Consider the following 23909-nt stretch of genomic DNA (forward strand, 5'->3'; position numbering starts at 1 on the left):
TATCTATTAGTATCCCGTGTTCTTTAAGCCGCAATTTAAACAAGGGGGGCAAATAGAATGCTCCCCTTAAAAATCTTAATCTATTAATATGTTATTTTACAAAATACGCGATATATATATCAAGATTATAAGAGTTTTATCTCCAATTCGTCCTTATAGCAGCAAAACTTAAACTTCTTGCCTTTGCCACAGGGACAGGGATCATATAATTTATCCTTCATTTTTGTTTTTAATGCTTTTTTCAGCTGAGATATATCCACATATGGCTTCAGCTTGATAACCGATTGAATACCATAATCCTGGCAAATTTTCGTCACCTGTGCTGCCTGGAGTTCAGTTACGACAGAACAATAAATCAGGTTTTCTTTTCGAAGGTTTGTATTTGACAAAATCAATTCTCCCTCCAATTTTTAAAAGTTAGTTTATCATACGCATTTAAGCTGATTTCGGAACGTTAATTAATTCAAAAAATGGGGGAACTGTCATTTCAAAAAACTCAGATTGATTTGATCTTAAAAATTGGATGTCCAAAAATTGTTCCACCATATTATAAATGTCCATGCCATCCTTGTCTTCTATACATATATAAATAGTAAGTCAAAAGAAAGAGATTCCCTCATCATGTTCTTATGTACTCTTTCTGTTTTGATTAATATCTATAAGGAGTGAAATTGTATGAAGAAAAATACGGGGTGCGGCAACAATGGGCATAGCGGATCCTGCGACGTCTCGAGAACTAAGACAGTTGACTGTTTTACCAGATCTTTTGCCCCTATTGCAGACATTCAAAATGTTCCTGTCTATGACATTCCTGTCGTATTGGCAGAGGTAGAGCTCCAGGCGGATGTTGAAGCCGATATTAAGCTTCCTACACCTGCAAGAGAGATTAAATGGATTCGCAAGAATGTCTCCCTCAAGCAGTGTAAAGCAATTCCGTCCATTCAAAACCCTGGGTATGTTAAGTTATTCGTTACCGGTGTCGTGCACAAGAATATTCAATATGTTGAAGAATGCAGCGGGTATATTACGGACTTTAGCACTGACATTGATTTCAGCTGTAATCAGCAAGTTAAGGTTTTTAATACACCATTAGAATTTCCAAGCAGAAAATCATCTGTGGATGAGAGAAGATTTCTCGATAAAACGGGACATGGTGCTGACCACACAACTGGAGGTTCAAGAACCTTCGAATTTTATAATGATCCGATTGACTGCAAATTAATTTTCTCAGAAGTTAATGACCTTGACCTTTTTAAGGAATTCAACCGGTTTGGGCAGTTCGAAAAGATTACAGAAAAAATGGAAATAACTCTATTCTTTAAATTATTGCAAAACCAGCAATTTAATCCTAAGTTCGTCCAGCCCCCGAAAAAGGGAGCCTGCAATCTTCCATGGCCTGCTCAAAAGGTACAGCCTCAAGCAACGGCTCGTGAGAAATTTGTTGAGAAAATTCAAGGTATGTATCGCATCAGATAAGTCTGTAATAAAAGAGTTTAACTCTTTTTAAGTTAATCACCCTGTATTTGCTGATTGCTCATTCTGAGTCTGTTACAGACTCAGAATGGTTTTTGAATAGTTTATTAATAAAATAAGTACATAAAAAACTTGAATTTAATTAAGGTCATTAATATTAGTAATATTAATGTTGATCTAAGGAATTATACTTTGTCTGGATTTTCACCGATATGCTGGACCCGCGGACTGGTATTTTGAAGGTTTAATAACTTGTGGAAAATAATAAAGCATTACCTTGGGGCATTTTGTCCTAAAATGGCCCCAAGATAATGCAATAATTTAACCGTTTTAATTTTTAGAGGAAGGAAGATTATAAAACATTCACACGAACCTGCTGATTTTGCAGGACTTTAATTGTGAATTCCAGGAACATTTTTTCAACGATTGTTTGGAAAGTTCCCTCACCAAAAGCATTGTGGTTCGGCAGCGGGTGACGATCTATGGCTTCATCATATTCAACAATTCTGCTTGCGAGCAATTCACAGAAAGGAAATTGGTTATAGAATTGTCGGCTTTCCTGATGAAACTGGGAAAGATCGCTTGAAAGGAGATGGTCCTTTTCAGGAAACTCTTTTCCTAACTCTTGGGATCTAAAGAAATCAAATTCTCCTTCAGAATTAAACATCGGGCGCTGTGGCGGGTTCAAAAAGTCTTCTGGAGCGATCGTAGTAGAACATTCAAATGGTGTATCTACAGTTAATGACTTTATTTCTGATGAAACACATGAACTGCCATAGGAATATGCGCATGGAGTAGCGTACTGGATGTTTTTGCGGACAAAACCTCTTATAAATAAAGGAATTGGCGTTGATGAAGGTGCAAAAGGATCAAAACCCGAAGCTCCTGGTAGAAGCAGTGTACATTGGACAATTTTAACCCTCTTTTTAATAGCCTTGATTTCCAGCACTGGTTCAGGGAAATGAATATTTGCGGATATGTTTGTCCTAACATTCAGCTCGGCAAGAGTTACAGGAACTTTTAGAATCGCTTCTCCTCCAGGAGTTGCTCCTCCAGGTGTTGTAATCGGAGTTGACGGCAAACTCTCGCACTGCTCTACAGATGCGGATTGGTTAGTACTGATACAGTTGTTATCTTTTTTCAAAATTATTCCTCCTTTGTTAAATATGCTCAAATTATCATATGCAAAAAGTAAGACAAACTATAGATGAATGAAGTAGTACATTAGTGGATTTTTGAAGGGGGACTTATCTTTAGGATTTGCATAGTTAACAGGAGAGGAGCTAATCCAAACTATCGTTTAATTAGGCAGTACCTTGTTTGGATGAGTGAGGTTAAATTGCTGAACGCAAATCCAAAATAAGTGGAAGTATTATGGGTTTTTGACAGGTTCGAAATGATTGACTCAGTATGTATAGCACTTGCCTTCTAAGTTAATACAAAAAGAGGATACCCTTTAAAAGATACCCTCACGTTATAGTTTTACATATTGCTCTTGGAAAAAGTCCAAACTTAATATAGCATTCCCTTGGATTTCCAGAATAGGCCCGGATCCGAGAGTATCATGCCAGACAACATGGATTTTTTTAAGCTCGCAGCAGATTTCTTCTGAAAATTGCTGAAAGAATTCACGATGAGCATTACTTCCACTTTCAGCTTGAAACATGTATTCATTTTGGCTGACAGCCTCTGGAAGCACCGGAGGGGATAGCCAGCATAATTCCAGCGTATGTTCAATAGGAATTGCTATCTTCGCCAATTGCAGGGTATCATTATTTTCATAAATTATTTCTGCAAAAATCATCGCTCTTATAAATGCAATGTTTGATGGCAGCATAACCCGGCAGCGCAGTGAATCAACTGACCATTCGATTTTTTTTATTTCTTTGACCATAAATTCAACAGGGAGGCATTCAAATAGATTCATTTCTAATTCTGACTTTGCAACTATTACAGGTACTTTAATGATTGGTCCTGTCCGGCAGGGAGGGGCGACTTGCTGCTCGAAAACGCAATATTCACTTTTCTCATTCATTTCCTCTTCAGTGTTATCACACATACTGGATGACTCGCTATTAGAAAGGGGCATTTCTTCCACAGTATCTGATGAATCAAGCTCTGACTTGAACTTTTCAATAAGATTGCGGCTTTTATCGTCATTAATGTCATCATTCGCTTCACCTGGCGCAGCATCCCCATCTTCAACAATAGAAGGAGCCATTTCATCCTCAGTATCAGATGATTCAAGCTCTGACGTGAACTTATCGATTAGATTGCTGCTTCTATCGTTACTAATATCATCATCCACTTCACCCATATCAGCGTCTCCATCTTGAAAAATAGAAGGCTCCATTTCATCCTCAGTATCAGGTGAATCAAGCTCTGACGTGAACTTTTCAATAAGATTGCGGCTTTCATCGTTATTACCTTCATCATCCGCTTCACCTGAAGCAGTGTCTCCATCTTCAACAATAGAAGGGGGCATTTCATCTACACTATCAGGTGAATCAAGCTCTGACTTGAACTTTTCAATAAGATTGCTTCCTTTGTCATTTAGTAGTTCAACATCCATTTCACTTTGAGCAGCATCTCCATCTTCACTGTCAGTAAGGGCCATTTTATCCACGGTTTCAGGAGAATCACCCTCTGACGTGAACTTATCCATAAGATTTTTTTCATTTAAAACATTATCTTTTTCTACACCTTGAGCTTCTCCGTCATTAATGTAGTCATTTTCCTCCATCATGGAAGAAAAATCATTTAACAAGACCGATATCTTATGATACTTTTCATTTTCAGCATCTGCTCTATACTTTCGATATGAAATACCTTCCTCACTTATAATGGATGAAACCTGGTCACTTATATAAGATAATTCCTCCATTAACGAGAATAATTTTTCCTGAAGTGGAAGGAAAGAAGTATTTTTCGTTTCAGCTGGTAAATCACATTTTCGGGAGGAGCATTCTTGAGAGCCGTCCTGATCAAAATCATTAAGAATTTCTTTTTTTTCATCGGAGGATTCATGAACTCCAAAACAATAATCCATTTCCTGCACCGAAGAGGATGATTCTTCAAATTCAGCATATTTATCATAGTATTTTTCCATCATAAAGGAACTGGACTCACTACGGCCAAATGAATTATCAGCTTCGACTGAAAATAATTGATCCGGTTTAGATGGATCAATGTCCGATTCTGAAGAAGACGATTCCTCCAGCATTGAAACAAATTCACTCTCCAGTGAACGATCGTTATTTACTTTGGGATCATTATTAGAGTCTAGGGATTCATCAAACTGAACATTTTTATCCTGACTTTCTTCATTAAGTAATAAGCCTTTTTCCAAAGATAATTGAAATTCATTTATAGGTTCTTGCGGGTCCATTTTCCTTGAATTTGGATCATCTATATTAGTTAATGTTATTTCTTTATTAGGAACGTCAATGTTTGTTTGGTTAGAAGTTTCAAGGATTGCTGTAAACTCTTCTACCAAATCCACTACTTCATACTGGCTTGAACTGGTCTTTAAATCCAGCTGCTTTTCATGCTGAAGGAAAGAGGTATCCCTTTTGTCTTCATCGAAAGCACTTGTTCTTTTTTCAAATAGGGATATTTCTGCCTTATCTAATGCATTAATGCTGTTCTGGATTGGCAGAGTATTTTCTTTAGAGTAATGATCATAGCCAGGTTGGCCATTTTTTTCGATATCCTTATACCCAGTTTTATTTGTAAATTTACTTGGTAAGGAGGGAGACCAGCTGAGCATTGGAGAAAAAGGAGTCAGCATAGTCATTAAGCTTTTTGGAATACTTACACTTTTTTTATCGAGTATCTGACCATTTTCTTTTTTAGGTTTCGGCTGTGCAATCAATCCATCATCTAAAATTGAGTCTAAGGGATTTCTTTTATTACGGCTGACTTGCCTGTCTTCTAATTTTGGAGGTGTAAAAATAAATGGTGCTGAATCTCCTTTTGGCGAAAACAAAGGCTTTAGCTTCTTTACCTGTTTCCCTTCAGGCTTAGACTTCTTAGACTCACTTTCAATCATTTTGCTGTCCGGTTTCCCTTGCCCAGAATAATAATACATTTGCTGGGCAGTCTGCTTATTCATTCCTCTTTTAATATTATTAATTGGAGTATTGTCATTTCTCATGGTTCCAGGAAGGGGTGCTGTCTATAAAAGCAACCTCTCCAATCCCCTCCTTACCTTCAAGATTAATCATCTTCAAAGCGTTAATCGCAATGATCAAAACAATCATCATCATTAGTTGTGGAAGATACGCGGATCTGCTGTTTTTGCAGTACTTTTAAGGTTAAATCCAAAACCATTTTCTCCTCAACCTTTGTAAAAACACCTTCTCCTAATGGTGAGCAGTTGGGAAGTGGAGACCGGTCGATGGCTTCATCCCATTCTATTATTCTGCTTGAAATTAGTTCACAGAATGGAAGCTCGTTATAATGCTGGATACTTTCCTGGTGGAACTGGGAAAGGTCCTTTGTCTGCAGCTTATCTTTCTCGGGATGGCCTGTTGGCAAAGGTTTAGAAATAAGGAAGTCAAATTCCAATCTATTATTCATTTCCGGCATTTGAGGCTTTGTTAAGAATTTTTTAATCTCACTCACACAATGAAAGGGGATATCCACAGTGTATGAATGTATATCAGAAGCAATGCTTTTCCCCGTGTGCATTTCAATATCAGGGGATGGACTGGCATATTGAATGTTTTTCCGCACAAATCCTTTAATAAATAATTTATTTGTAGGCAGTAATAGTCTGCATTGTGTTAATTTAACTGTTTTCTTAATGTCCTTTATTTCCAGAACCGGCTCTGGAAACGTCAGTAAGGCATCTATATTTATTTGTAAGGTTAGCTCAGCCAGCACCACGGGTACCTTTGTAACAATTTTGCCAATGTTTACATGGGGATGATGTTCGATGCAGCTTTCACATTCACAATTATGAGTAATTGCCCAGCATGCATTCTCATGTTTATCTTTATGCGGTTCAGACATATTGGGGCCTCCTGAAGTCAAGATATAGCATAGTATGCGTGATAAATGACTATGTATGGGCACCTGCCCTATAGAAAAAAAGAGCCTTTAAAACTGAAGGAGAAATTTTTTTAAAAAAAAGACGGGCACAACTGGACTCCTAACCCGCATAAGATTCAAGGAGGAGTGAGGGAAAATGGATAGAAGAAATTTTCTTGCGGTTGATATAGGGAACAGCTGGTATAAAGCAATGGCATCAGATAGCGGACAAATATCCGAGTACCAGCTTCCAAATGCAATTGCGCTTTTTGACAGCGAATTTTATGAAAAACCATATGATGATGAGGATACTATCCTTGAAGAGAATTTGATCGTTGAAGTAAAAAGCAGGGCCGTTAAGGAAAAAAGAGAAATATATTATATTGGATTGGGAGCTGCCAGACAAAAGGATGTTAGCTTAACTTCCTTCAATAATCAAAAAGTTGATGAGGATCGAACGTATGTTTTACTTTTCGGATTAGCAGCATATCATGCAGCCATTCAAACTCCTGATGAGCTGGAAATAAGCTATTCTGTCGATCAATTAGCTGTATCTCTGCCGACAACGCAATACAAAGAGCGTAAATCAGTATTTAAAGAGAAATTAGTCGGTTCACATACAATTATTTTACACAAAGTGCCTGGATTGGCTGATCCAAAAGAGCTGGAAGTTAAACTTAATATCAGAGATGTAATTATAGGGGCAGAAGGAGCCTGTGCCTACCTGGGTTTAACCAGGGATCAGGACACTCTGGGAATTAAAAACCATGAACTGGTTAAAGAATCCGAAAAAGGAATCATCATTGGAGATTTGGGCGGAGATTCTGTTGATTTTGTAGGAATAAAGCATAATAAACCGGTTGCTTCCATAGAAGGGGAACCTTTTGGAATAAATCAGTTTCTTGACCATATTATCCAGAAGGTTAGCAAAAATGAGCTATATCGTTTCGATTCACGGGCAGAGCTTGAAGAAAAATTGGCAGCGGGGATCTCAGAATGGTATGTGGAGCCCTTTGCAGGAGTAAAAAAGGACATCAGCAAATATATTATACCGCAGCTAAAATCTATGGCTGCAAAATACTTGGAGCATTTTGACAGGGTGCGGAGCAGTTCGAGGGAGATTAAAGGGGCAGTCAAGTATATTGCAGTGGGTGGTGCAGCCAAACTGGCCCAAAAGCAGATACTCGAAGCTGCAGTGAAATGGTCTGATAGAGGCCGGCCAATTGTGCTAATGTTTCCTGAAGAAATGGAAAAGCTTAATGTTCAGGGTTTGATGATTCTGGCGAAAATGAATCAAATAAAAAAAGAAAAAGGAAATAGCACTGCCATTTCCGTAAATAGTTAGGGATGAAGCTAATGTCCAAAACATATACGGATTCTCTTAATAAAACTGCTATAACGATTTCCGAATCCTTCATAGATGTAAAAACGGGAAATACTATTACTGTATCCCCAAAAGTGGTGGAACAAATTAAATACCATTCAGCAAATCAGACTTTAATGCATCTGCTTTTATCAGCACTTCATAACTATCTGCATCCTAAATCAGCAGGCAGCAGCAGTGAAGTGATTTTAGCTGAAATAGCAGAATTAAAAAGGCTTATAGAGGGCGGGTCCATCACTTTGAATAGGAAAGAAAATCAGGAATATACAGTTAAGAATCAGACAGATGATGCAGATTTAGATTTAAAAGAAGTAGTCAACGTTCTGGAGGCTTTCGGGGGATAAAAGTAAAAAGGTGCACCTAATGAGGTACACCTTTTTTGTTTCAGTTTTTACTCTAGTTCCATCACAAGAAAAATACCTACAAGTCACTAAATGCGGACAGCAGGCAAGCAGGTTACGGCACAGAAGCATGAGAGATCCACGTTGATACAAATACCTGTACCAGCCAGGTCTTCAATATTTTCATGATCAATTTGGCTGCATGGAGAGCAAAAATCCTTTGAAGCGTGTTTGAAGGGATCTCTTGATGATTTGCAGTGCTTGAACGTTAATAATTCAAGAACTGCGCATTGACCATCAAATTCTTTTATTTTAAAAATAAAAGACGTAATACATGCAAACTTTTTCTCTTTTGAATGATGAGTAAATGCAGTCACTCCTGTGGCCTTAAATGGTTCACAGTCCCCACAATAGAGGATAAATGGGATCGTATTTTTCTTCGGCTTTTTGGATCCTGCCATGAGCCGATCAATGGAATCCTTACAGGATGTCTTGCAATCGTCCTCATCTCTTACCTTTCTCTGAGCTTTATCAATGGCTTCCAACACCTCTTCTACACAGTTTCTATGAAAATGGTGATGGAATTTATGATTATCACTATTTTTCTCCGGTTTCCAATGGCAATCGCAGTCGTATTCATGTTCATCGCAAAAATCATCGTGCTTTTCATGACCCTTATGATATTTCTTGCCGCACAAACCCATGAATTTTTCACTCCCCTAAAAATTATCTTCATCATTAGCATACGGCTGGAATGAATATATCGAGTGAGAATCTAGCCTATATAGCGGGAAAAAAATTTGATAAACAACTAATATTATAGAAATTTTAATAAAAACAATTGAACTAAAACTGAATAACAGGTCCAATCCCTTTTATTTCTAACAAACATATATTAATCGTAAATAAAACTAATTTAGAGGGGACTTGTGGAGAAGCAAATATGATAAGCAATTACCTATGACTCTGCAATTACGAAAGAATAGACGAAAATGGCAAGAACTGCGAACTTCATTTGAGACAGGGTATTGAAGTAACTACTGTTCCTCACCATTTGTCCGAACTTCAGCCGAAGTATGTACAAAAGGCAGGGATTATTTTATAAAATACTTGGAAACTGAAAACTACACTGTATTCAAATGGGAAATCCAAGACAGTGCCGAGATGAAAAAAGAAGTACCTTTTATACAATCTGAAAAAAGGGCACCACCACCTTATCCTGCTGGCCACGATGTCGATTTATTAACTTAAAGATGAGAATTTTAGGCTATTGTTTTACACGCTTAATATTAGTCCTGTTTTAACCGGTAAGAAAGCCCAAACCAGGCTTGCTGTTATGTACATAAAAACATGGTCTATCATCTTAAAAATTTGCTGGGCCTGACTAATGATAGAAATAGGTCATGTGTACAAGCCATATATGCTGTCTAACATATACTATTATTAGCAAGTATACTTGCTATGTTAGATTCATAAATTGGGATGCTCCAAAATTTTTAGCTATTGCACATAACTAATAAAAGGAGTGGAGACCATGAAGCTATATTTAGACCCTGGACACGGAGGTACAGACCCAGGCGCACAGGGGAACGGCATAAAAGAAAAGGATATTACACTTGATATCGCAAAAAATATAAAAAACATCTTACTTACTGTTTATCAGAATGTAGAAGTAAAGATGAGCCGTGAAAATGATGCGACTAAAAGTCTGAACCAAAGGACAACTGAAGCCAATAGCTGGGGGGCTGATTTTTACCTTTCTATTCACTGTAACGCTGCAAATGGAGCAGCGAGGGGGTATGAAGATTATATTCATAGCAGCTTAAGCAGCTCCTCGCAGACTGCCACTTACCAGAATATCATCCATGCGGAAGTCACCAAATTGAATAACCTCACTGATAGAGGTAAAAAGAAGGCAGATTTTCATGTGCTGCGTGAGTCGGCCATGCCTGCCCTATTATCTGAAAATGGTTTTATTGATAATCCGGCAGATGCCGCTCTAATGAAGGACCCGCTGTGGAGACAAAAAGTGGCGCAGGGCCATGTGAATGGAATCGTGAAAGCCTTCAACCTTAAAGCGAAAACAGCCGTTCCTCCAAATCCCCCAAAGCCAGCTGACCCAAGTAATCTGTACAGAGTTATAGCCGGTTCTTTTACTGATAGAAAAAATGCTGAGGAAAGGGCAGCCTCCCTCAAAAGCAAAGGCATTGAATCTGTTATAGCGGCTGCACAAATATCAGGAAAGGTCTGGTATCGGGTACAGGCAGGGGCTTTCAGTTCAAGGGAAAATGCAGAAAAACAGCTGGCAGCAGTGAAGAAGGCAGGAATATCAGATGCCTATATACAGTCTGACGCTCCACCGGCAGTCCCTTCTGAACCGGCAGGCTATTCCACTCTGGGAGTAACTCATTTATCACCAGAACATATGAACCAATATGCAAAACAGATAAATCCGAATGCCCCCAATTTAGGTTCATTCTATTCATCTCTCGGTGAGTATTATGGAATCAGAGGGGACGTGGCATTTGCACAGGCGATGCACGAAACCAACTTTCTCCGATTTACCGGTGATGTTAAACCCGGCCAGAATAATTTCGCCGGAATTGGTGCAACAGGGAATGGTGCGGCAGGAGCAAGCTTCTCCACACAAGAAGAAGGCGTTTTGGCACATTTACAGCATTTATATGCTTACGCAAGCACACAGCCTCTGCCAACGAAATACCCTCTGGTGGATCCGCGTTTCAGCTTAGTAAAAAGAGGTTCGGCAAAGATGTGGAGGGAACTGAATGGCAAATGGGCCGTACCTGGAACAAATTATGCTGAATCTATTATGAACATTTACAAAAATATGGTCCGATTTTCGGATCAAAAATTAGAAGCTGTTTTGAAGGAAATAGAAGGAATCTAATTAAAAAAGCGGACTGTACAGTGTCCGCTTTTTTTCTATTGATTAAATTACATACATGAACACACAAAGAAAATGAGCCATGCTTCCCATCAGGATGAAGATATGAAAGATCTCATGAAATCCCATATGATGGAATTCAAGAAATTTTGGCTTAATAGCATAAATTACTCCGCCGATCGTGTAAAGGATGCCTCCCAGCAAAAGAAGCAGAACACCCGACAAGCGTAATGACTCAGAAAGAGGAGAAAAGGCGAACACGATAATCCATCCCATGGCAATGTATAATGCTGTTGAAAGCCAGCGCGGGCAGTTAAACCAGATCATTTTAAACAAAATGCCCGATAATGCAATAGCTGTAACAATTCCAAAAAGAACCCAGCCCGTTACACCATTTAAGGTGATCAGGCAAAATGGTGTATACGAACCTGCAATTAATACATAAATCATGGAATGATCAAGCTTTCGTAAAAATGCTATGACTTTATCTTTAGCGATGACCATATGATAGGCAGCTGATGCTGAATAAAGAAGCATCAAACTAATTCCAAAAATAACAACAGAGGCAATGGCAATCGGTGAAGAACTTGTTAATGAGGCTTTGATTACCATGGCAAGCAATCCGGCAAAGGATAAAATGGCTCCTGCTAAATGGGTTAGTCCGTTTATGGGCTCCCGGATGTATGAATTCATAAAATCTCCTCCTTATGTATCTTCATGTAGTTTTTATAACTACTTAATATAATATATACAAAACATCATCTGGTCAACATTTACATTCTGCGTTCATTTAAGTAAAATTTACATAACGATAAATGAAAGGTTTGAGGGATACCTATGGAATTGGAAAAACTTATTGCGGATAACCAAATTGAATTGGAAGATATCCCGCAGATAGATTTATACATGGACCAGGTAATTCAGCTGTTTGAAAACACCTTTGGCAGCACGAAGAGAAATGATGAGGAAAAAGTGCTTACTAAGACAATGATAAATAACTATGCAAAAGGGAAATTGTTTTTTCCTGTTAAAAACAAAAAATATTCCAAGGAGCACCTTATCTTAATTGCTTTTATCTATCAGCTAAAAGGGGCATTATCTATAAGCGACATTAAAAGCCTGCTAAATGACGTCAGCAGCAGGACTGCAAATGGAGAGATGAATCTGGACCATTTTTATCAGCTTTACCTGGATTTGGCGAAACTTAATGCCAATACCTTTGCGAAGGATTTGGAAAACCAGGCGAGCAGGTCGGCAGATCTAAATGAAGGGCAGCCAGCCAAGCTCGAAAAAGTTCTGCTGGCAGCTTCCATGGTGCACATGAGCAACTTATACCGAAAAGCAGCCGAACGCATTGTTGATGAGGTAAAGGATGAAGCGGATGATAAATAAGAAGTTGTGAAAACGAGGGCGGCTGGGAGATATTCTGGAAAAAATCCTCGGTTTTAGAAATTTCTCATTCGGGTTGTATTGAGGAGCCCTAGGTTAATGATTAGCTTTATTAAAAAACTATTTTTATCTTGAAATTGATAGGGGGACCAGTCCACGGTGTTTGAAGGTGATGCAGTTGGTTTGGACAAAGAGAGCTTGAAAAGGGGGATTTGAGTTGGAACTTGGGGTAACTTCGGACACCATAAGAGAGAATCCAGGGTTTTGTGTCAGAACCTGGGGGCATTTAGGACACAAAAAGGGAGATTTCTCGGTTTTGTGTCCGAACCTTGAGCCACTTCTGACACTAAAAGGGCGAATCCTGGGCCTTTGTCAGAACCCGTGGTCACTTCCGACACAAAAAGGGCGATTCCTTGGTTCTCTGTCAGAACCTTGAGCTACTTCTGACACTAAAAGGGATAATCCTCGGTATTGCGTCAGAACCTTGAGCCACTTTGGACACAAAAAGGGCGATTCCTCGGTTTAGAGTCAGAACCTAGGCCCACTTCGGACACAATAAGGGAGATTCCTCGGTTTTGTGTCAGAACCTTGAGCTACTTCGGACACTAAAAGGGATAATCCTCGGTTTTGAGTCAGAACCTTGAGACACTTCGGACACAAAAAGGGCGATTCCTCGGTTTTGTGTCCGAACCTAGGCCCACTTCGGACACAATAAGGGCGATTCCTCGGTTTTGTGTCAGAACCTAGGCCCACTTTGGACATAATAAGGGCGATTCCTCGGTTTTGTGTCAGAACCCAGGCCCACTTTGGACATAATAAGGGCGATTCCTCGGTTTTGTGTCAGAACCTTGAGCTACTTCGGACACTAAAAGGGAAAATACTCGGTATAGAGTCAGAACCTTGAGACACTTCGGACACAAAAAGGGCGATTCCTCGGTTTTGTGTCCGAACCTAGGCCCACTTCGGACACAATAAGGGAAAATACTGGGTTTTGAGTCAGAACCTTGAGACACTTCGGACACAAAAAGGGCGATTCCTCGGTTTTGTGTCAGAACCTAGGCCCACTTCTGACACAAAAAGGGCGATTCCTCGGTTTTGAGTCAGAACCTAGGCCCACTTTGGACACAATAAGGGCGATTCCTCGGTTTTGTGTCCGATTTATGGAGCAACTTCACACACAAAAAGAATTGTATCTTACCCCAGACCAACTTCTGACACAAAAACCTGAAAACTTCATGTTCGGGTCAGAATTTAGAGCCGCCTCTAACAAAAAATAAAGGATCGAACAAATGCCTTTTTCTCAAAAATCCAAAACCTCTGTTTTCAAATCCAAATCATCCTCTCACCTAAATAAACCAATAAAAACCCCATAAGCAATTAACCGCTCCATATGACCAAAAAAACAAAAAACCCGGACCACCAAAGTCCGGGTTCATTTTTATAAAAATACGAAATAGATAACCCCAGCCAATACAATCCTGTAAATAGCAAAAGGAACTAGTTTAATCTTGCCGATAATTTTCAAGAAGAATCGGATTGAAATTAAGGCAAAAACAAAGGCACTGATGAAGCCTGCAATAAAGAACGGAAGCGCCTCAACTGAAAAGTATTCGAGATTCTTTATTAATGAAAGGAAACTTGCACCGGCCATGATCGGCACAGCCATAATAAAAGTAAAATCAGCTGCAGCCCGGTGTGAAAGGCCCAGCAGCACGCCGCCGGAAATGGTGGAACCTGAACGGGAGAATCCCGGCCAAAGGGAGAAACACTGAATCAGCCCAATGGATAAGGCCTGTTTATAGGTGATTTGGTCAACCGATGTTGTTTTCGGGTCCTTGCTTCCAAAAATATCTGCAAAAATCATCAAAAATGCGCCAATAACCAAACCAATCAGTACAGTCTCTGTTGAAAACAGGTGTTCATCAATATAATCCTCAAACAAAACGCCAAGAATCCCTGCTGGAATTAACCCGACAATTACTTGAGACAGTTTCAGGCGATTTTGTTTTTCTGCAGAGCTTTTAGCCCGTTTTCCAAGACCGAGCATTTCAATGAACCGGTCTCTAAAAATGATCACAACCGCTAAAATAGAACCGAGCTGAATAACTACTTTAAAGGTATTGGCTTCATATTTGGATAAAAACTCCTTTGTATTAAGCCACATATCATCCACAATAATCATATGTCCTGTCGATGACACTGGGGCAAACTCTGTCATACCTTCAACAAACCCCAATATAATTGCTTTCAAAATCATAATAAATTCCATAACTATTAAATTCTCCTTTTAATCTGATGCAATAAACTACATTTAATGATTATAAACCATTTGAGGCAGATAGGAACACTATTTTACATTGTAATATAAATGTAAGTCTCTATTAAATTGACGCAGAATTGGTTGCAGACCGAAGAATGACAGAGAGGAAGCGCCATTCAAAGGCTTCGATCACTTATTCACAAACTCTTCACAGAATTCCTAAGTCTTGTGAGAAAAATCACCAATTTTAGACCAAGTTTACCATATGATTAAAGCAGATAAACCAATCATAGTTAAGGAGGAAAACAAGATAAAAAAAGGGGTAAAATATCTGCTAACTTCAGCTATAGGCATAGGTTTACTAACCGGCTGCAGCCAGGGGGGAACACCGCAAAATTCCCTTCAGCCCGAGGAAAAAGTTCTGGCAGCAGAAACAGCTCAGCCTGAGGCAATTGCTCCGCACAAAAATTTAAATCAGGAACCTGTTCCCTTGAAGATTGAAAGAGTCGGGGCGAAAGAAGTGAATGTCGAAATGACTTCCCAAATCACAGATGTAGAAATCGACAAAGGGAAATTCTATAAAGCATGGACATTTAACGGGGAAGCACCTGGGCCGGTAGTTGTTGTCAAAGAAGGGGATATAATCAATTTCACTTTAAAAAACATGGATCCGGCAATACCGCATAGTATGGATTTTCACGCTGTACATGCAGCACCTTCAGAGGACTTTTCGAACGTCAAACCTGATGAAACGGGCACATTCAGGTACCCTGCAAATAAGCCTGGTGTGTTTATGTATCACTGTGGTACTTCACCGGTTTTATCACATATCGCAAATGGAATGCACGGAACGATCATTGTAAAACCCAAAGACGGCTATCCGACAGATAAAGAGGTTGATAGAGAATATACTCTTATTCAAAACGAATGGTATAAATACAACGATCTTGATGATTTTACAAATGGTGTTCCAACTCATGTAGTTTTTTCTGCAAAGGCATTAAAAGCGGGAGACCCTAATACAAATGGGGATACGTTCACACTTAAGGACAATCCGCTTCTCGCTAAAGTAGGGGACAAAGTGAGGATCTATGTAAATAATGTGGGGCCAAATGAAGTGAGCTCTTTCCATGTGGTTGGCACGGTGTTTGACGACGTATACATTGACGGCAATCCTTATAACCATTACAAAGGTCTCCAAACGGTTTTGCTCCCGGCGAGCGGCGGAGCTATTGTGGAATTTACCGTTACGAAGGAAGGCAGCTACCCAATAGTGACGCATCAATTTAACCACGCACAAAAAGGAGCCGTCGCCATTCTAAAGGTAACTGAGACCGGTGAAGACGACGGCGAGGCTACAATGAGCCATTAAATATAAATAAAAAACTCAACTTAATCTAAATTATACAAGAGAAAAATCAAAAATGGAAGGAGGTCTTCTGAGAAGATACCAGAACGGATAAATCCTGCTGGGTATTCAGCAGCAATAAATAGATGAATGAGACCATGCCAACCTGATCTGGTTTTCAAACAGTAAAAATATACCTTTTTGGCTAACAATAAAATGATTTGAACTGAATGGAACACCATCCGGACAGAAAAACGATTCCATTTAGGAACCGCTTTTCTGTCCATTGTTTTCATAAAATGAATATTGTTCTACATCCTTTGCCCATAGCTTCGGTTTTTCCCCACTAAGCTCAGCAAGCCATATATCGCCTTTTTGCTCTGCCAGTTTTTTTCTGATCCATGTCAGCTTGCCAGCGGTCTTTAAATAAAAAGGGTTATAATCTCCATTTGAATTTTTAGGATTAGTGATTCTCGTCTGCTGGGTATCGCCGAGGTGGATTAGAAAGAGTGATGGTTCGGGGCGTTTTTGAGGATCATTTGACCATTCACTTTCTTCCACACGTGAGGCAACCAGCCTTTCATTATCCACCCAGGTAAAGCCCATTTCTGCAAATTTAGCAGGGGTAAGATTTAGGGTCTTGAATGCAGGCAATTCAGCCACCTTCAATTTTTTATTTTTGAATCCCATGACAATTCTGCCCCCGCCTGCAATGTAGCCCAATAGATTCCTGCCGGGCGCCCATTTAGGGACGTCCAAATGAAGGATCATCTCATCAAGAACTTCGAAATTCTTCCCATCACTTGAAATGACGCAGACCATATTACTATCCATGGCCAGCGAAGCAGTTGGACTCACAATAAAAGAGATCCATCTGCCATCTGGAGAGAACTTAAATGACATTGCATTGATGGACATAATGGAAGCTTTGCCATAGCCTATTTCCTTAGGGATTGGGAAAAGGGGTTTCACATGCTGGGTTAAATTCATATTTTCAAGTTTTTCCGGCAGCTGAACCTTATATAGAATGGGACTGGTCCAGCCATCCGGCCTTAAAACGGCGCTGGAAGACACAATGAACCCTTTTCCGTCAGGATCCCAATTATAATCACTTACTCCTAAAGCAATATTATAGAACCGATCTAGGTCAGATATGTTTAGGACACCACCATTGCTCGTAAAAGCAATTCTATAATCGGAAGGTGCCCATTTGGCATTCCCGCCACCTTTAAAAATCCTCTTATGTGTCTGTGACTTTACATGATATACCCATATCTCAGTTTCAGCCGAATCGGATTCCTTCACTTCTTTTTCATAGAGAAGCCATTGGCCATCATAGGACCATTTTGGCGGACTTGTGAACGTGCCAGGTTCTGCCGTAATTCGTTCTTCCAGTTTTCCTGTCTTAATCCATACATGCATATTTCGTATAAAAGCTGCCTGTACCTGATTATCCGCCGTATTTCCCCATACTGCTGATGGGCTAATAAGCAGGAAACAGCACAGAAGCATAATCATCCTGTTCATAACTATTTCATCTTCTTTCAATTTTTATCATGATTATTATGAGCAAAGAGTGATTTTTTATTGAAAGTATAAAAAAGAGAACAGTGAAGGAAGCCTTATATTTTCGATAAAATTGCTTTTACTTTATAATAATGGTTTAACAGACAAAATTGCCCAGCACTGTTTTTTTGGGTGCTGATTGGGTAAAAACAAATACAAATGATTAACATTGGAGGAAATCAACCTTGTTTATTGCTATTTTGTTCTTTATGTTCATGTCCTTTTTCCTGTCGGGAAGTGAGACGGCATTAACTGCAGTTAACAAAATGAAATTAAAATCCAGAGCAGACAATAATGATAAGAAATCACAACGAATTTTAGATATGGTTTCAAAGCCTGATGAGATGATTACTTCCATATTGATTGGCAACAATATTGCTAATATCATGCTGCCTACATTGGTAACCATTATTGCCCTTGATTATAATTTCAGTGTAGGGCTGGCAACAGGTTTTCTGACGGTTGCGCTAATCTTATTTGCTGAAGTTCTGCCAAAATCCATAGCAGCAACCTTTGCAGATAAAATTGCTTATATTGTTTTTCCAGTCATTCGATTTCTTATGCTGGTTCTGAAGCCTGTGACCTTTCTAATATCGAAATTTACGAGGGGAATAATTAAATTTCTTTCCAAAAATGATGGGGATTCTGTTTCAGTATCCAAAGAAGAGCTCATTACCATGGTCGATATAGCCACAAGTGAAGGAACGTTCCATGAAGAAGAAACTCAGCGGATTAAAGGAATCATTGATTTTTATAATTTAGATGTCAGTGACGCACTTAAAACGCCGCGAATGGACATTGAAGGTATTCCCTATGAAGCCACAATGGAAGAAGCAAAGAAGATCGTGCTGGATAATCATTTTACAAGGTATCCGGTGTATAAAGATAATATGGATAATATTGTGGGCGTATTCCATGCTAAAGGTCTGCTCTTCTGGTCTAATCAGCCTGAGAAAGCCTTGCATGATTTTACTGACTTAGAGCCTTTATTTGTATACGAATTTCATAGCATTGACAAGGTATTCAAAATGATGATGAAAGAAAGGAAGCACCTTGCCATTGTTTTGGATGAATATGGCGGGACTAAAGGAATCATCACTCATGAGGATATTCTTGAAGCAATGCTTGGCCAGGAAATCGAAGATGAATTAGATGACAACACTGAGGTGCTGATTGATGAATTAACGGAGAATCATATTATTGTTCATGGCAAACTGGCCATCCGCAGGATCAATGAAGTCTTCAAAACAAAAATTCCCGAGGATGAGGATATCCTTGCAGGATTCCTGCTAAAAGAACTGGGCCATTTTCCAGCTGAAGGGGAAACATTTGAATACCATCATCTGCACTTTGAAATAAAATCGATTGAAGACAACCGGATAAAACTGGTTGAAATCAAGAAAAAAACACCTTGAAGCTGAAGAGCATTCATTCCCAATACGGAATAATGCTCTTTTTTTGATCTATAATATCCGGATATAGTCGCCATTAAAACGGAACAATAGTTACAGGAAGATAAATAAATATTTTTTATTTTTTCTGAAAAAATAGGTCTTTTTTAGTGTATAATTAAGTAATAAAAATAAAAAAGAGGTGAATTTTTCATGGAAAATAAACCATTCCACTATGATGGAAGCGTACAAATGAACTATGAAAAGGACGGAGAAGCAAGCTCGAGCATTCCTTTTGAACTAACAGATGAAATGAGAAAAAATATTGGAACTAATCCATATTCACCTAAAGAAAAGGAATAATAAGACCCGATCCTGGGTCTTTTTTTTGCCCATTTCCGTCAAGGGTTGGAATGATCTCCGCATGGATGGAGGGGGGGGCAGTTCAAGAAATCCCGTTAAACAAGGGGAGATAACCATTCTTTTGAGGAATATCCATCAGATCTTTTTGATAAAAAAAATATCCTGAGCAAATCATTTGTAATTCTCTTTTATTTTGAATATGATTATCTCGGATTAAGAATAAAAATGATCATACTGCAGGATGAATACATATTTTACTTCTGATTCAAACTAAATTGACTCAATTCAAAATAGAAAGGTGATAAGATTATGGCTCAAGTTTTATACATTACTGCACACCCTCATGATGACAAGGTTTCATACAGTATGGCAGCAGGGAAGGCATTTATTGATTCCTACAAAGAAGCTAATCCAAATGACGAAATCGTTCATATTGACCTATATAAGGAAAATATTCCGGCAATTGATGTGGATGTTTTCAGCGGATGGGGCAAGCTTCAGTCAGGCAAAGGTTTTGAAGAACTGACAGAAGAAGAAAAGTCAAAAGTAGGCCGTTTATCCGAGCTAAGCGAGCAGTTTATTGCAGCTGATAAATATGTGCTTGTTACACCGCTTTGGAACTTCTCGTTCCCACCAGTAATGAAAGCGTATCTTGACTCAGTGGCTGTAGCCGGCAAGACATTTAAGTATACGGCGGAAGGCCCAATCGGGTTATTGACAGATAAAAAAGCGATTCACATCCAGGCTCGCGGAGGCATCTATTCGGAAGGTCCAGCAGCAGAGATGGAAATGGGTCACCGCTATTTAACAGTATTAATGCAATTCTTCGGAGTCCCTTCATTCGAAGGCCTGTTTGTGGAAGGGCACAATGCTATGCCGGATAAAGCAGAAGAAATTAAAGCAGATGCCATTGCCCGGGCAAAAGACAAAGCAAAAACATTCTAAACGAAAGCAGCGGATTTCCGCTGCTTTTTCTTTGAATTAGGCAAATATACGTTGAACTCATGTCCTGGAGGAATAGTATAATACAGGAAGGGAATAAGCTGGGAACGAAAGGGGGAAGTTTTGTGAAAATCTCGGAATTCAGCCCCAGCCAGTTAAATGAAGATGACGTCACGAAGCTGCTTTATGATGGGATTGAAGATAATCTGCAAAAGGGGGATTTTATTTTTGTGCCTGGCAGCAGTAAAGCAGCAGAATATCGATTGCCTGAAGCTATAAGACTTCATAAGGAGGGAAGGGCAAAAAAGCTGCTTTTCTCCGGTGGTGTAAAATGGCCGGGCAATGAATTAACTGAAGCAGAAAAATTAATGAAAAAAGCAATCTTGTACGGAATCCCTTCGTCTGATCTTTTTATTGAGAATACATCTCTTCATACAAAAGAAAATGTGCTTGCCTCTATGCTGGTTATGGATAGGATGTGCGGTATGGAGAATATTTCAAATATCATTCTCGTGACTGCTCCATTCCACATGAGAAGGCTTCACTTGACTTTTAAGACCTATATGCCTGGCTGGATAAACTATTCTCTTGTATCTTCCAATGATGGTGCAACAGGGAAAAGCCATTGGAAGCAGCATCCAAGCGGGAGAAAAAGAGCGTTCGATGAAGCAAAGAAAATAATAATTTACGTAAAAAAGGGAATTCTGATGGACATGGAAATTTAGTGATTAAGAAAATCCCCGCCAGTATCCAATTGGCAGGGATTCTTTTAAAATGTATTATAAACATTCTCGCATTCTTCCGCTGTAGGCTCGTAAAAGCAATGCAGTTTAAATCTTCCTGCCAAGGGCTGATCGTACCAGGTGGGCGGACATTCGCCAGGCGGCCGGAAATACCATAAAGCAAATTTGGATGGCCAGATCCGTTCACCTCTTACGGCCCTCCGTGCAAGCCGTCTCTCCACTTCTCTTGGACGCTGATAAAAATAGCTTTTCTGTACTGCTTCAAAAGCATGTGGCTGGTAAATCATTTGCGGTATCGTGCGAATGCCTTTGAAATCAGAACAATTTCCTCTGATCCGGTTAATCCCCACATTCCCTACCATTAGCATGCCCTGCTGGCCTTCGCCTTCGGCCTCTGCCCGAAGAAGACGGGCAAGCAAATCTATATCCTGATCTCGTGCCTTTACTACTGCCATTCTACTCACCCCAATTGCTCAAATATTAAATAGGCTGATATAGGGTATGCATAAAAAAAGAGAATGTGATTTTTACCATCACAAAAAAAGCTCCGGCAGAAGCAGGAGCTTTTAGTTGGCATAAAAATTTTCCGTATAATAAGGCTGTGATTTCGAATTAAAAGCGACACCCACACCCATAAATTCATAATCCGCACGCAGAATATTTTTTCGGTGGCCAAGTGAATTCATTAACCCTTCGTGGGCAAAGATACTGCTGAATTGACCGGAAGCAAGGTTTTCCCCGGCTAATGTGAAGGAAACCTCATCTGCCTGCATTCTGTCAAAAGGGGAAAGGCCCTGCAGATTGGTATGGTCAAAATAGTTGTTTTCCGCCATATCGCTGCTGTGCTTTCTTGCCGTTTCCTTAACAGCATCATCCCATTTTAGTACAGACACACCGTGAGCCACTCTTTCAGCGTTTGTAATATCAAAAAGCTGTAATTCAAATCCTTCTTTTAAAGCAGTGCTGGCATTTGCATAAAACGCATCTTTTTGTTCTTCAAGTGCTTTACTTACTATCTGGATGGATGTTACCGTATTGTCACGATGCTTATCATAAAAAATGGTTACATAATTCCCATCAAGTTCGTATAAATCGTAATCTCTATCCTTTTCTAGCTGGAAAATGACAAAGCCCTTCCTCATTTGGTCAAGCGGTTCTCCAAGCTGATGCGCAACGGAAGACTTTGGCGTTCCATAGGAAATCTCTTTTGCAGAAGAAATCAAATCCTGATTTGTATAGATGCCGGCAGCTTTATCCTGCTTGTCATATGCCACCATTACGAAATTTTGATATTGATCATGATATGCATGCCAGTCTGATCCATATTCATTTGCGGAGATGCGGTCTGCGGAACCGAGATTCTTTTCGATTTCCGCCTTATCATCGCCGATTTCTATGTTATGAATAGAAAAGATTTGTTCCTCAGGGGCTTCCAGAACAGGTTTTTCCGCTTTTTCCTTAGGAGAAGGATTTTTTTCCCCGGTGAATTCCCCGATAGTCAGAAGAAATTTATCTGCCCAGTTTTGCGCTTCCTCCATCACACCGGTAATTATATTCTGCAGGTCCTTATTATCTTTAAAAAGCTGAATATCTGTTTTTATATTATCCATTACAGTTCCTGATTTAGGATCATCGGCTGATTTCTCATCCGGCTGTGAAAAGGCAAAACCGAGAAACAGCAGGACAAATATAAATAAAAACTTCCTCAAATAATCTCCTCCCATGCACCTTTCAACCCATTATCAAAGGTATGCCCATTCATTATAAGATTTAAAAATCCGGAAATGCAAAACATTGCTGTCTTCCTTTTTTTTCTACCCTTTTTGGCAGTCTCTTTAACCGTGATTCGATATTTTACCGTTTTTAAAAGAAAAGTTTGGGTAACATAAATATAAAAATGAACAGATAGTGCAAAGGGGGAAGCATGTTGAAACTTACTCCGGAACAACGAATAGAGCTGCATGGGTTTAATAATTTGACTAAATCACTCAGCTTTAATATGTACGATGTTTGCTACACAAAGACCCGGGAAGAGCGTGAAGCATATATAGATTATATTGACGAGGAATATAGTGCGGAGCGCCTGACAAAAATTTTAACGAATGTTTCCGAAATTATTGGCGCCCATGTCCTGAATGTGGCACAGCAGGATTATGTGCCGCAGGGTGCAAGTGTAACGGTTCTTGTATCCGAAGGGCCAGTGGTAGAGGTGCCGGCAGAATCGTATGATGAATCTCCCGGTCCGCTGCCTGATAATGTAGTCATGCAGCTGGATAAAAGCCATATTACCGTGCATACCTATCCTGAATATCATCCGGACGAAGGAATCAGCACATTCAGGGCAGATATTGATGTATCCACCTGCGGAGAAATTTCCCCGCTGAAAGCCCTAAATTACCTTATTCATTCCTTTGATACGGACATCATGACCATCGATTACAGAGTCAGGGGTTTTACACGGGACAAGGACGGAAAAAAATTATATATTGATCATGATATCAGTTCGATTCAAAACTATATACCGGATGAAGTAAAAGAAGATTTTGATATGATCGACGTAAATATTTATCAGGCACACACCTTTCATACCAAATGTAAAATCAGGGATTTTGATTTGGATAATTATTTATTTGGATATACTAAGGACAAGCTTGATCTAAAGGAAGCTGAAGAGATTACTGAGCGGCTTACTACAGAGATGGACGAGATCTTTTACGGCAAAAATATTAAACCCGGTTCTTTATCAGAGTAAACTTGAGGCTCCCATACA

Annotated in this window: 21 protein-coding genes; 11 read left to right on the plus strand and 10 right to left on the minus strand. The window is 39.4% G+C overall.

The annotated features are described in order from the left end of the window. Positions 1 to 125 precede the first annotated feature (125 nt). A complete protein-coding gene (locus NSQ49_RS00465; RefSeq protein ID WP_201306556.1) occupies positions 126 to 389 on the minus strand; it encodes a DNA-binding protein in 264 nt (87 codons plus the stop codon). Positions 390 to 675: 286 nt separating this feature from the next. Here NSQ49_RS00465 and NSQ49_RS00470 point away from each other — a divergent pair, with 286 nt between their 5' ends. After that, the gene (locus NSQ49_RS00470) at positions 676 to 1476 is read left to right on the plus strand and encodes a CsxC family protein (protein ID WP_159866533.1); all 801 of its coding nucleotides are present in this window, start codon (positions 676 to 678) and stop codon (positions 1474 to 1476) included. A 349-nt stretch (positions 1477 to 1825) separates the two neighbouring features. Here the strand turns inward: NSQ49_RS00470 and NSQ49_RS00475 are convergent, their stop codons facing one another. From NSQ49_RS00475 to NSQ49_RS00485, 3 genes are all read right to left on the minus strand, one after another. Next, positions 1826 to 2617, minus strand: coding sequence for a CsxC family protein (locus NSQ49_RS00475; RefSeq protein ID WP_251282994.1), 792 nt, complete (start codon positions 2615 to 2617; stop codon positions 1826 to 1828). A 330-nt stretch (positions 2618 to 2947) separates the two neighbouring features. Further along, positions 2948 to 5587 (minus strand): hypothetical protein, encoded by a 2640-nt coding sequence (locus NSQ49_RS00480; protein WP_159866539.1) that lies wholly within the window; start codon positions 5585 to 5587, stop codon positions 2948 to 2950. A 122-nt stretch (positions 5588 to 5709) separates the two neighbouring features. After that, positions 5710 to 6489 (minus strand): CsxC family protein, encoded by a 780-nt coding sequence (locus tag NSQ49_RS00485; RefSeq protein ID WP_159866542.1) that lies wholly within the window; start codon positions 6487 to 6489, stop codon positions 5710 to 5712. Between the two features lie 175 nt (positions 6490 to 6664). Here NSQ49_RS00485 and NSQ49_RS00490 point away from each other — a divergent pair, with 175 nt between their 5' ends. Further along, entirely contained in the window at positions 6665 to 7852 is a 1188-nt protein-coding gene (locus tag NSQ49_RS00490; protein WP_159866545.1) for a ParM/StbA family protein, read from the plus strand. A gap of 11 nt (positions 7853 to 7863) precedes the next feature. Further along, positions 7864 to 8235: a hypothetical protein gene (locus tag NSQ49_RS00495; RefSeq protein WP_159866548.1), complete on the plus strand. Its 372-nt coding sequence runs from the start codon at positions 7864 to 7866 to the stop codon at positions 8233 to 8235. A gap of 86 nt (positions 8236 to 8321) precedes the next feature. On the opposite strand, the gene NSQ49_RS00500 is transcribed toward NSQ49_RS00495, so the two are convergent. Next, the gene (locus tag NSQ49_RS00500; protein ID WP_159866551.1) at positions 8322 to 8936 is read right to left on the minus strand and encodes a CotY/CotZ family spore coat protein; all 615 of its coding nucleotides are present in this window, start codon (positions 8934 to 8936) and stop codon (positions 8322 to 8324) included. An 830-nt stretch (positions 8937 to 9766) separates the two neighbouring features. Here NSQ49_RS00500 and NSQ49_RS00505 point away from each other — a divergent pair. Continuing rightward, a complete protein-coding gene (locus tag NSQ49_RS00505) occupies positions 9767 to 11140 on the plus strand; it encodes an N-acetylmuramoyl-L-alanine amidase (protein WP_251282997.1) in 1374 nt (457 codons plus the stop codon). Between the two features lie 42 nt (positions 11141 to 11182). Here the strand turns inward: NSQ49_RS00505 and trhA are convergent, their stop codons facing one another. Continuing rightward, positions 11183 to 11830 carry a PAQR family membrane homeostasis protein TrhA gene (gene trhA, locus NSQ49_RS00510; RefSeq protein ID WP_159866557.1) on the minus strand — a complete coding sequence of 216 codons (648 nt, stop codon included), beginning with the start codon at positions 11828 to 11830 and terminating at the stop codon, positions 11183 to 11185. A 144-nt stretch (positions 11831 to 11974) separates the two neighbouring features. On the opposite strand from trhA, the gene NSQ49_RS00515 reads away from it, so the two are divergent. Then, positions 11975 to 12529, plus strand: a complete 555-nt coding sequence (locus NSQ49_RS00515) for a DUF1836 domain-containing protein (protein WP_251282998.1) — start codon at positions 11975 to 11977, stop codon at positions 12527 to 12529. Between the two features lie 1435 nt (positions 12530 to 13964). On the opposite strand, the gene NSQ49_RS00520 is transcribed toward NSQ49_RS00515, so the two are convergent. Further along, complete coding sequence (locus tag NSQ49_RS00520; protein ID WP_159866563.1) at positions 13965 to 14795, minus strand: undecaprenyl-diphosphate phosphatase; 831 nt, start codon at positions 14793 to 14795, stop codon at positions 13965 to 13967. A gap of 301 nt (positions 14796 to 15096) precedes the next feature. On the opposite strand from NSQ49_RS00520, the gene NSQ49_RS00525 reads away from it, so the two are divergent. Then, on the plus strand, positions 15097 to 16158 hold the full coding sequence (locus NSQ49_RS00525; RefSeq protein ID WP_159866566.1) for a multicopper oxidase domain-containing protein: 1062 nt from the start codon (positions 15097 to 15099) through the stop codon (positions 16156 to 16158). A gap of 240 nt (positions 16159 to 16398) precedes the next feature. Here the strand turns inward: NSQ49_RS00525 and NSQ49_RS00530 are convergent, their stop codons facing one another. After that, entirely contained in the window at positions 16399 to 17661 is a 1263-nt protein-coding gene (locus NSQ49_RS00530) for a TolB family protein (protein WP_251282999.1), read from the minus strand. 224 nt (positions 17662 to 17885) lie between these two features. On the opposite strand from NSQ49_RS00530, the gene NSQ49_RS00535 reads away from it, so the two are divergent. The 4 genes from NSQ49_RS00535 to NSQ49_RS00550 all read left to right on the plus strand — a co-directional run bounded on the left by NSQ49_RS00535 (position 17886) and on the right by NSQ49_RS00550 (position 21121). Further along, the gene (locus NSQ49_RS00535) at positions 17886 to 19115 is read left to right on the plus strand and encodes a CNNM domain-containing protein (protein WP_251283000.1); all 1230 of its coding nucleotides are present in this window, start codon (positions 17886 to 17888) and stop codon (positions 19113 to 19115) included. A gap of 189 nt (positions 19116 to 19304) precedes the next feature. Next, positions 19305 to 19454 carry a hypothetical protein gene (locus NSQ49_RS00540; protein ID WP_251283001.1) on the plus strand — a complete coding sequence of 50 codons (150 nt, stop codon included), beginning with the start codon at positions 19305 to 19307 and terminating at the stop codon, positions 19452 to 19454. Between the two features lie 309 nt (positions 19455 to 19763). Further along, entirely contained in the window at positions 19764 to 20399 is a 636-nt protein-coding gene (locus tag NSQ49_RS00545; protein WP_251283002.1) for an FMN-dependent NADH-azoreductase, read from the plus strand. Between the two features lie 122 nt (positions 20400 to 20521). Next, complete coding sequence (locus NSQ49_RS00550; RefSeq protein ID WP_251283003.1) at positions 20522 to 21121, plus strand: YdcF family protein; 600 nt, start codon at positions 20522 to 20524, stop codon at positions 21119 to 21121. A gap of 44 nt (positions 21122 to 21165) precedes the next feature. Here NSQ49_RS00550 and NSQ49_RS00555 read toward each other — a convergent pair whose 3' ends face one another. Then, a complete protein-coding gene (locus NSQ49_RS00555; protein WP_159866581.1) occupies positions 21166 to 21594 on the minus strand; it encodes a cell wall hydrolase in 429 nt (142 codons plus the stop codon). 111 nt (positions 21595 to 21705) lie between these two features. Then, positions 21706 to 22848: a CAP domain-containing protein gene (locus NSQ49_RS00560; RefSeq protein WP_285868555.1), complete on the minus strand. Its 1143-nt coding sequence runs from the start codon at positions 22846 to 22848 to the stop codon at positions 21706 to 21708. 218 nt (positions 22849 to 23066) lie between these two features. On the opposite strand from NSQ49_RS00560, the gene speD reads away from it, so the two are divergent. Next, positions 23067 to 23891 (plus strand): adenosylmethionine decarboxylase, encoded by an 825-nt coding sequence (speD, locus tag NSQ49_RS00565; RefSeq protein ID WP_159866666.1) that lies wholly within the window; start codon positions 23067 to 23069, stop codon positions 23889 to 23891. Positions 23892 to 23909 lie beyond the last annotated feature (18 nt).

The sequence above is a fragment of the Cytobacillus sp. FSL R5-0377 genome, assembly GCF_038004385.1.
GTDB lineage: Bacteria > Bacillota > Bacilli > Bacillales > Cytobacillaceae > Cytobacillus.

Excerpts from the sequence above, each read along its gene's own strand:
- NSQ49_RS00470 (WP_159866533.1), top strand. The coding sequence starts at position 676 with ATGAAGAAAAATACGGGGTGCGGCAACAATGGGCATAGCGGATCCTGC.
- NSQ49_RS00480 (WP_159866539.1), bottom strand. The coding sequence starts at position 5,587 with ATGAATAAGCAGACTGCCCAGCAAATGTATTATTATTCTGGGCAAGGG.
- NSQ49_RS00485 (WP_159866542.1), bottom strand. The coding sequence starts at position 6,489 with ATGTCTGAACCGCATAAAGATAAACATGAGAATGCATGCTGGGCAATT.
- NSQ49_RS00490 (WP_159866545.1), top strand. The coding sequence starts at position 6,665 with ATGGATAGAAGAAATTTTCTTGCGGTTGATATAGGGAACAGCTGGTAT.
- NSQ49_RS00495 (WP_159866548.1), top strand. The coding sequence starts at position 7,864 with ATGTCCAAAACATATACGGATTCTCTTAATAAAACTGCTATAACGATT.
- NSQ49_RS00500 (WP_159866551.1), bottom strand. The coding sequence starts at position 8,936 with ATGGGTTTGTGCGGCAAGAAATATCATAAGGGTCATGAAAAGCACGAT.
- NSQ49_RS00505 (WP_251282997.1), top strand. The coding sequence starts at position 9,767 with ATGAAGCTATATTTAGACCCTGGACACGGAGGTACAGACCCAGGCGCA.
- trhA (WP_159866557.1), bottom strand. The coding sequence starts at position 11,830 with ATGAATTCATACATCCGGGAGCCCATAAACGGACTAACCCATTTAGCA.
- NSQ49_RS00515 (WP_251282998.1), top strand. The coding sequence starts at position 11,975 with ATGGAATTGGAAAAACTTATTGCGGATAACCAAATTGAATTGGAAGAT.
- NSQ49_RS00520 (WP_159866563.1), bottom strand. The coding sequence starts at position 14,795 with ATGGAATTTATTATGATTTTGAAAGCAATTATATTGGGGTTTGTTGAA.
- NSQ49_RS00530 (WP_251282999.1), bottom strand. The coding sequence starts at position 17,661 with ATGAACAGGATGATTATGCTTCTGTGCTGTTTCCTGCTTATTAGCCCA.
- NSQ49_RS00540 (WP_251283001.1), top strand. The coding sequence starts at position 19,305 with ATGGAAAATAAACCATTCCACTATGATGGAAGCGTACAAATGAACTAT.
- NSQ49_RS00545 (WP_251283002.1), top strand. The coding sequence starts at position 19,764 with ATGGCTCAAGTTTTATACATTACTGCACACCCTCATGATGACAAGGTT.
- NSQ49_RS00555 (WP_159866581.1), bottom strand. The coding sequence starts at position 21,594 with ATGGCAGTAGTAAAGGCACGAGATCAGGATATAGATTTGCTTGCCCGT.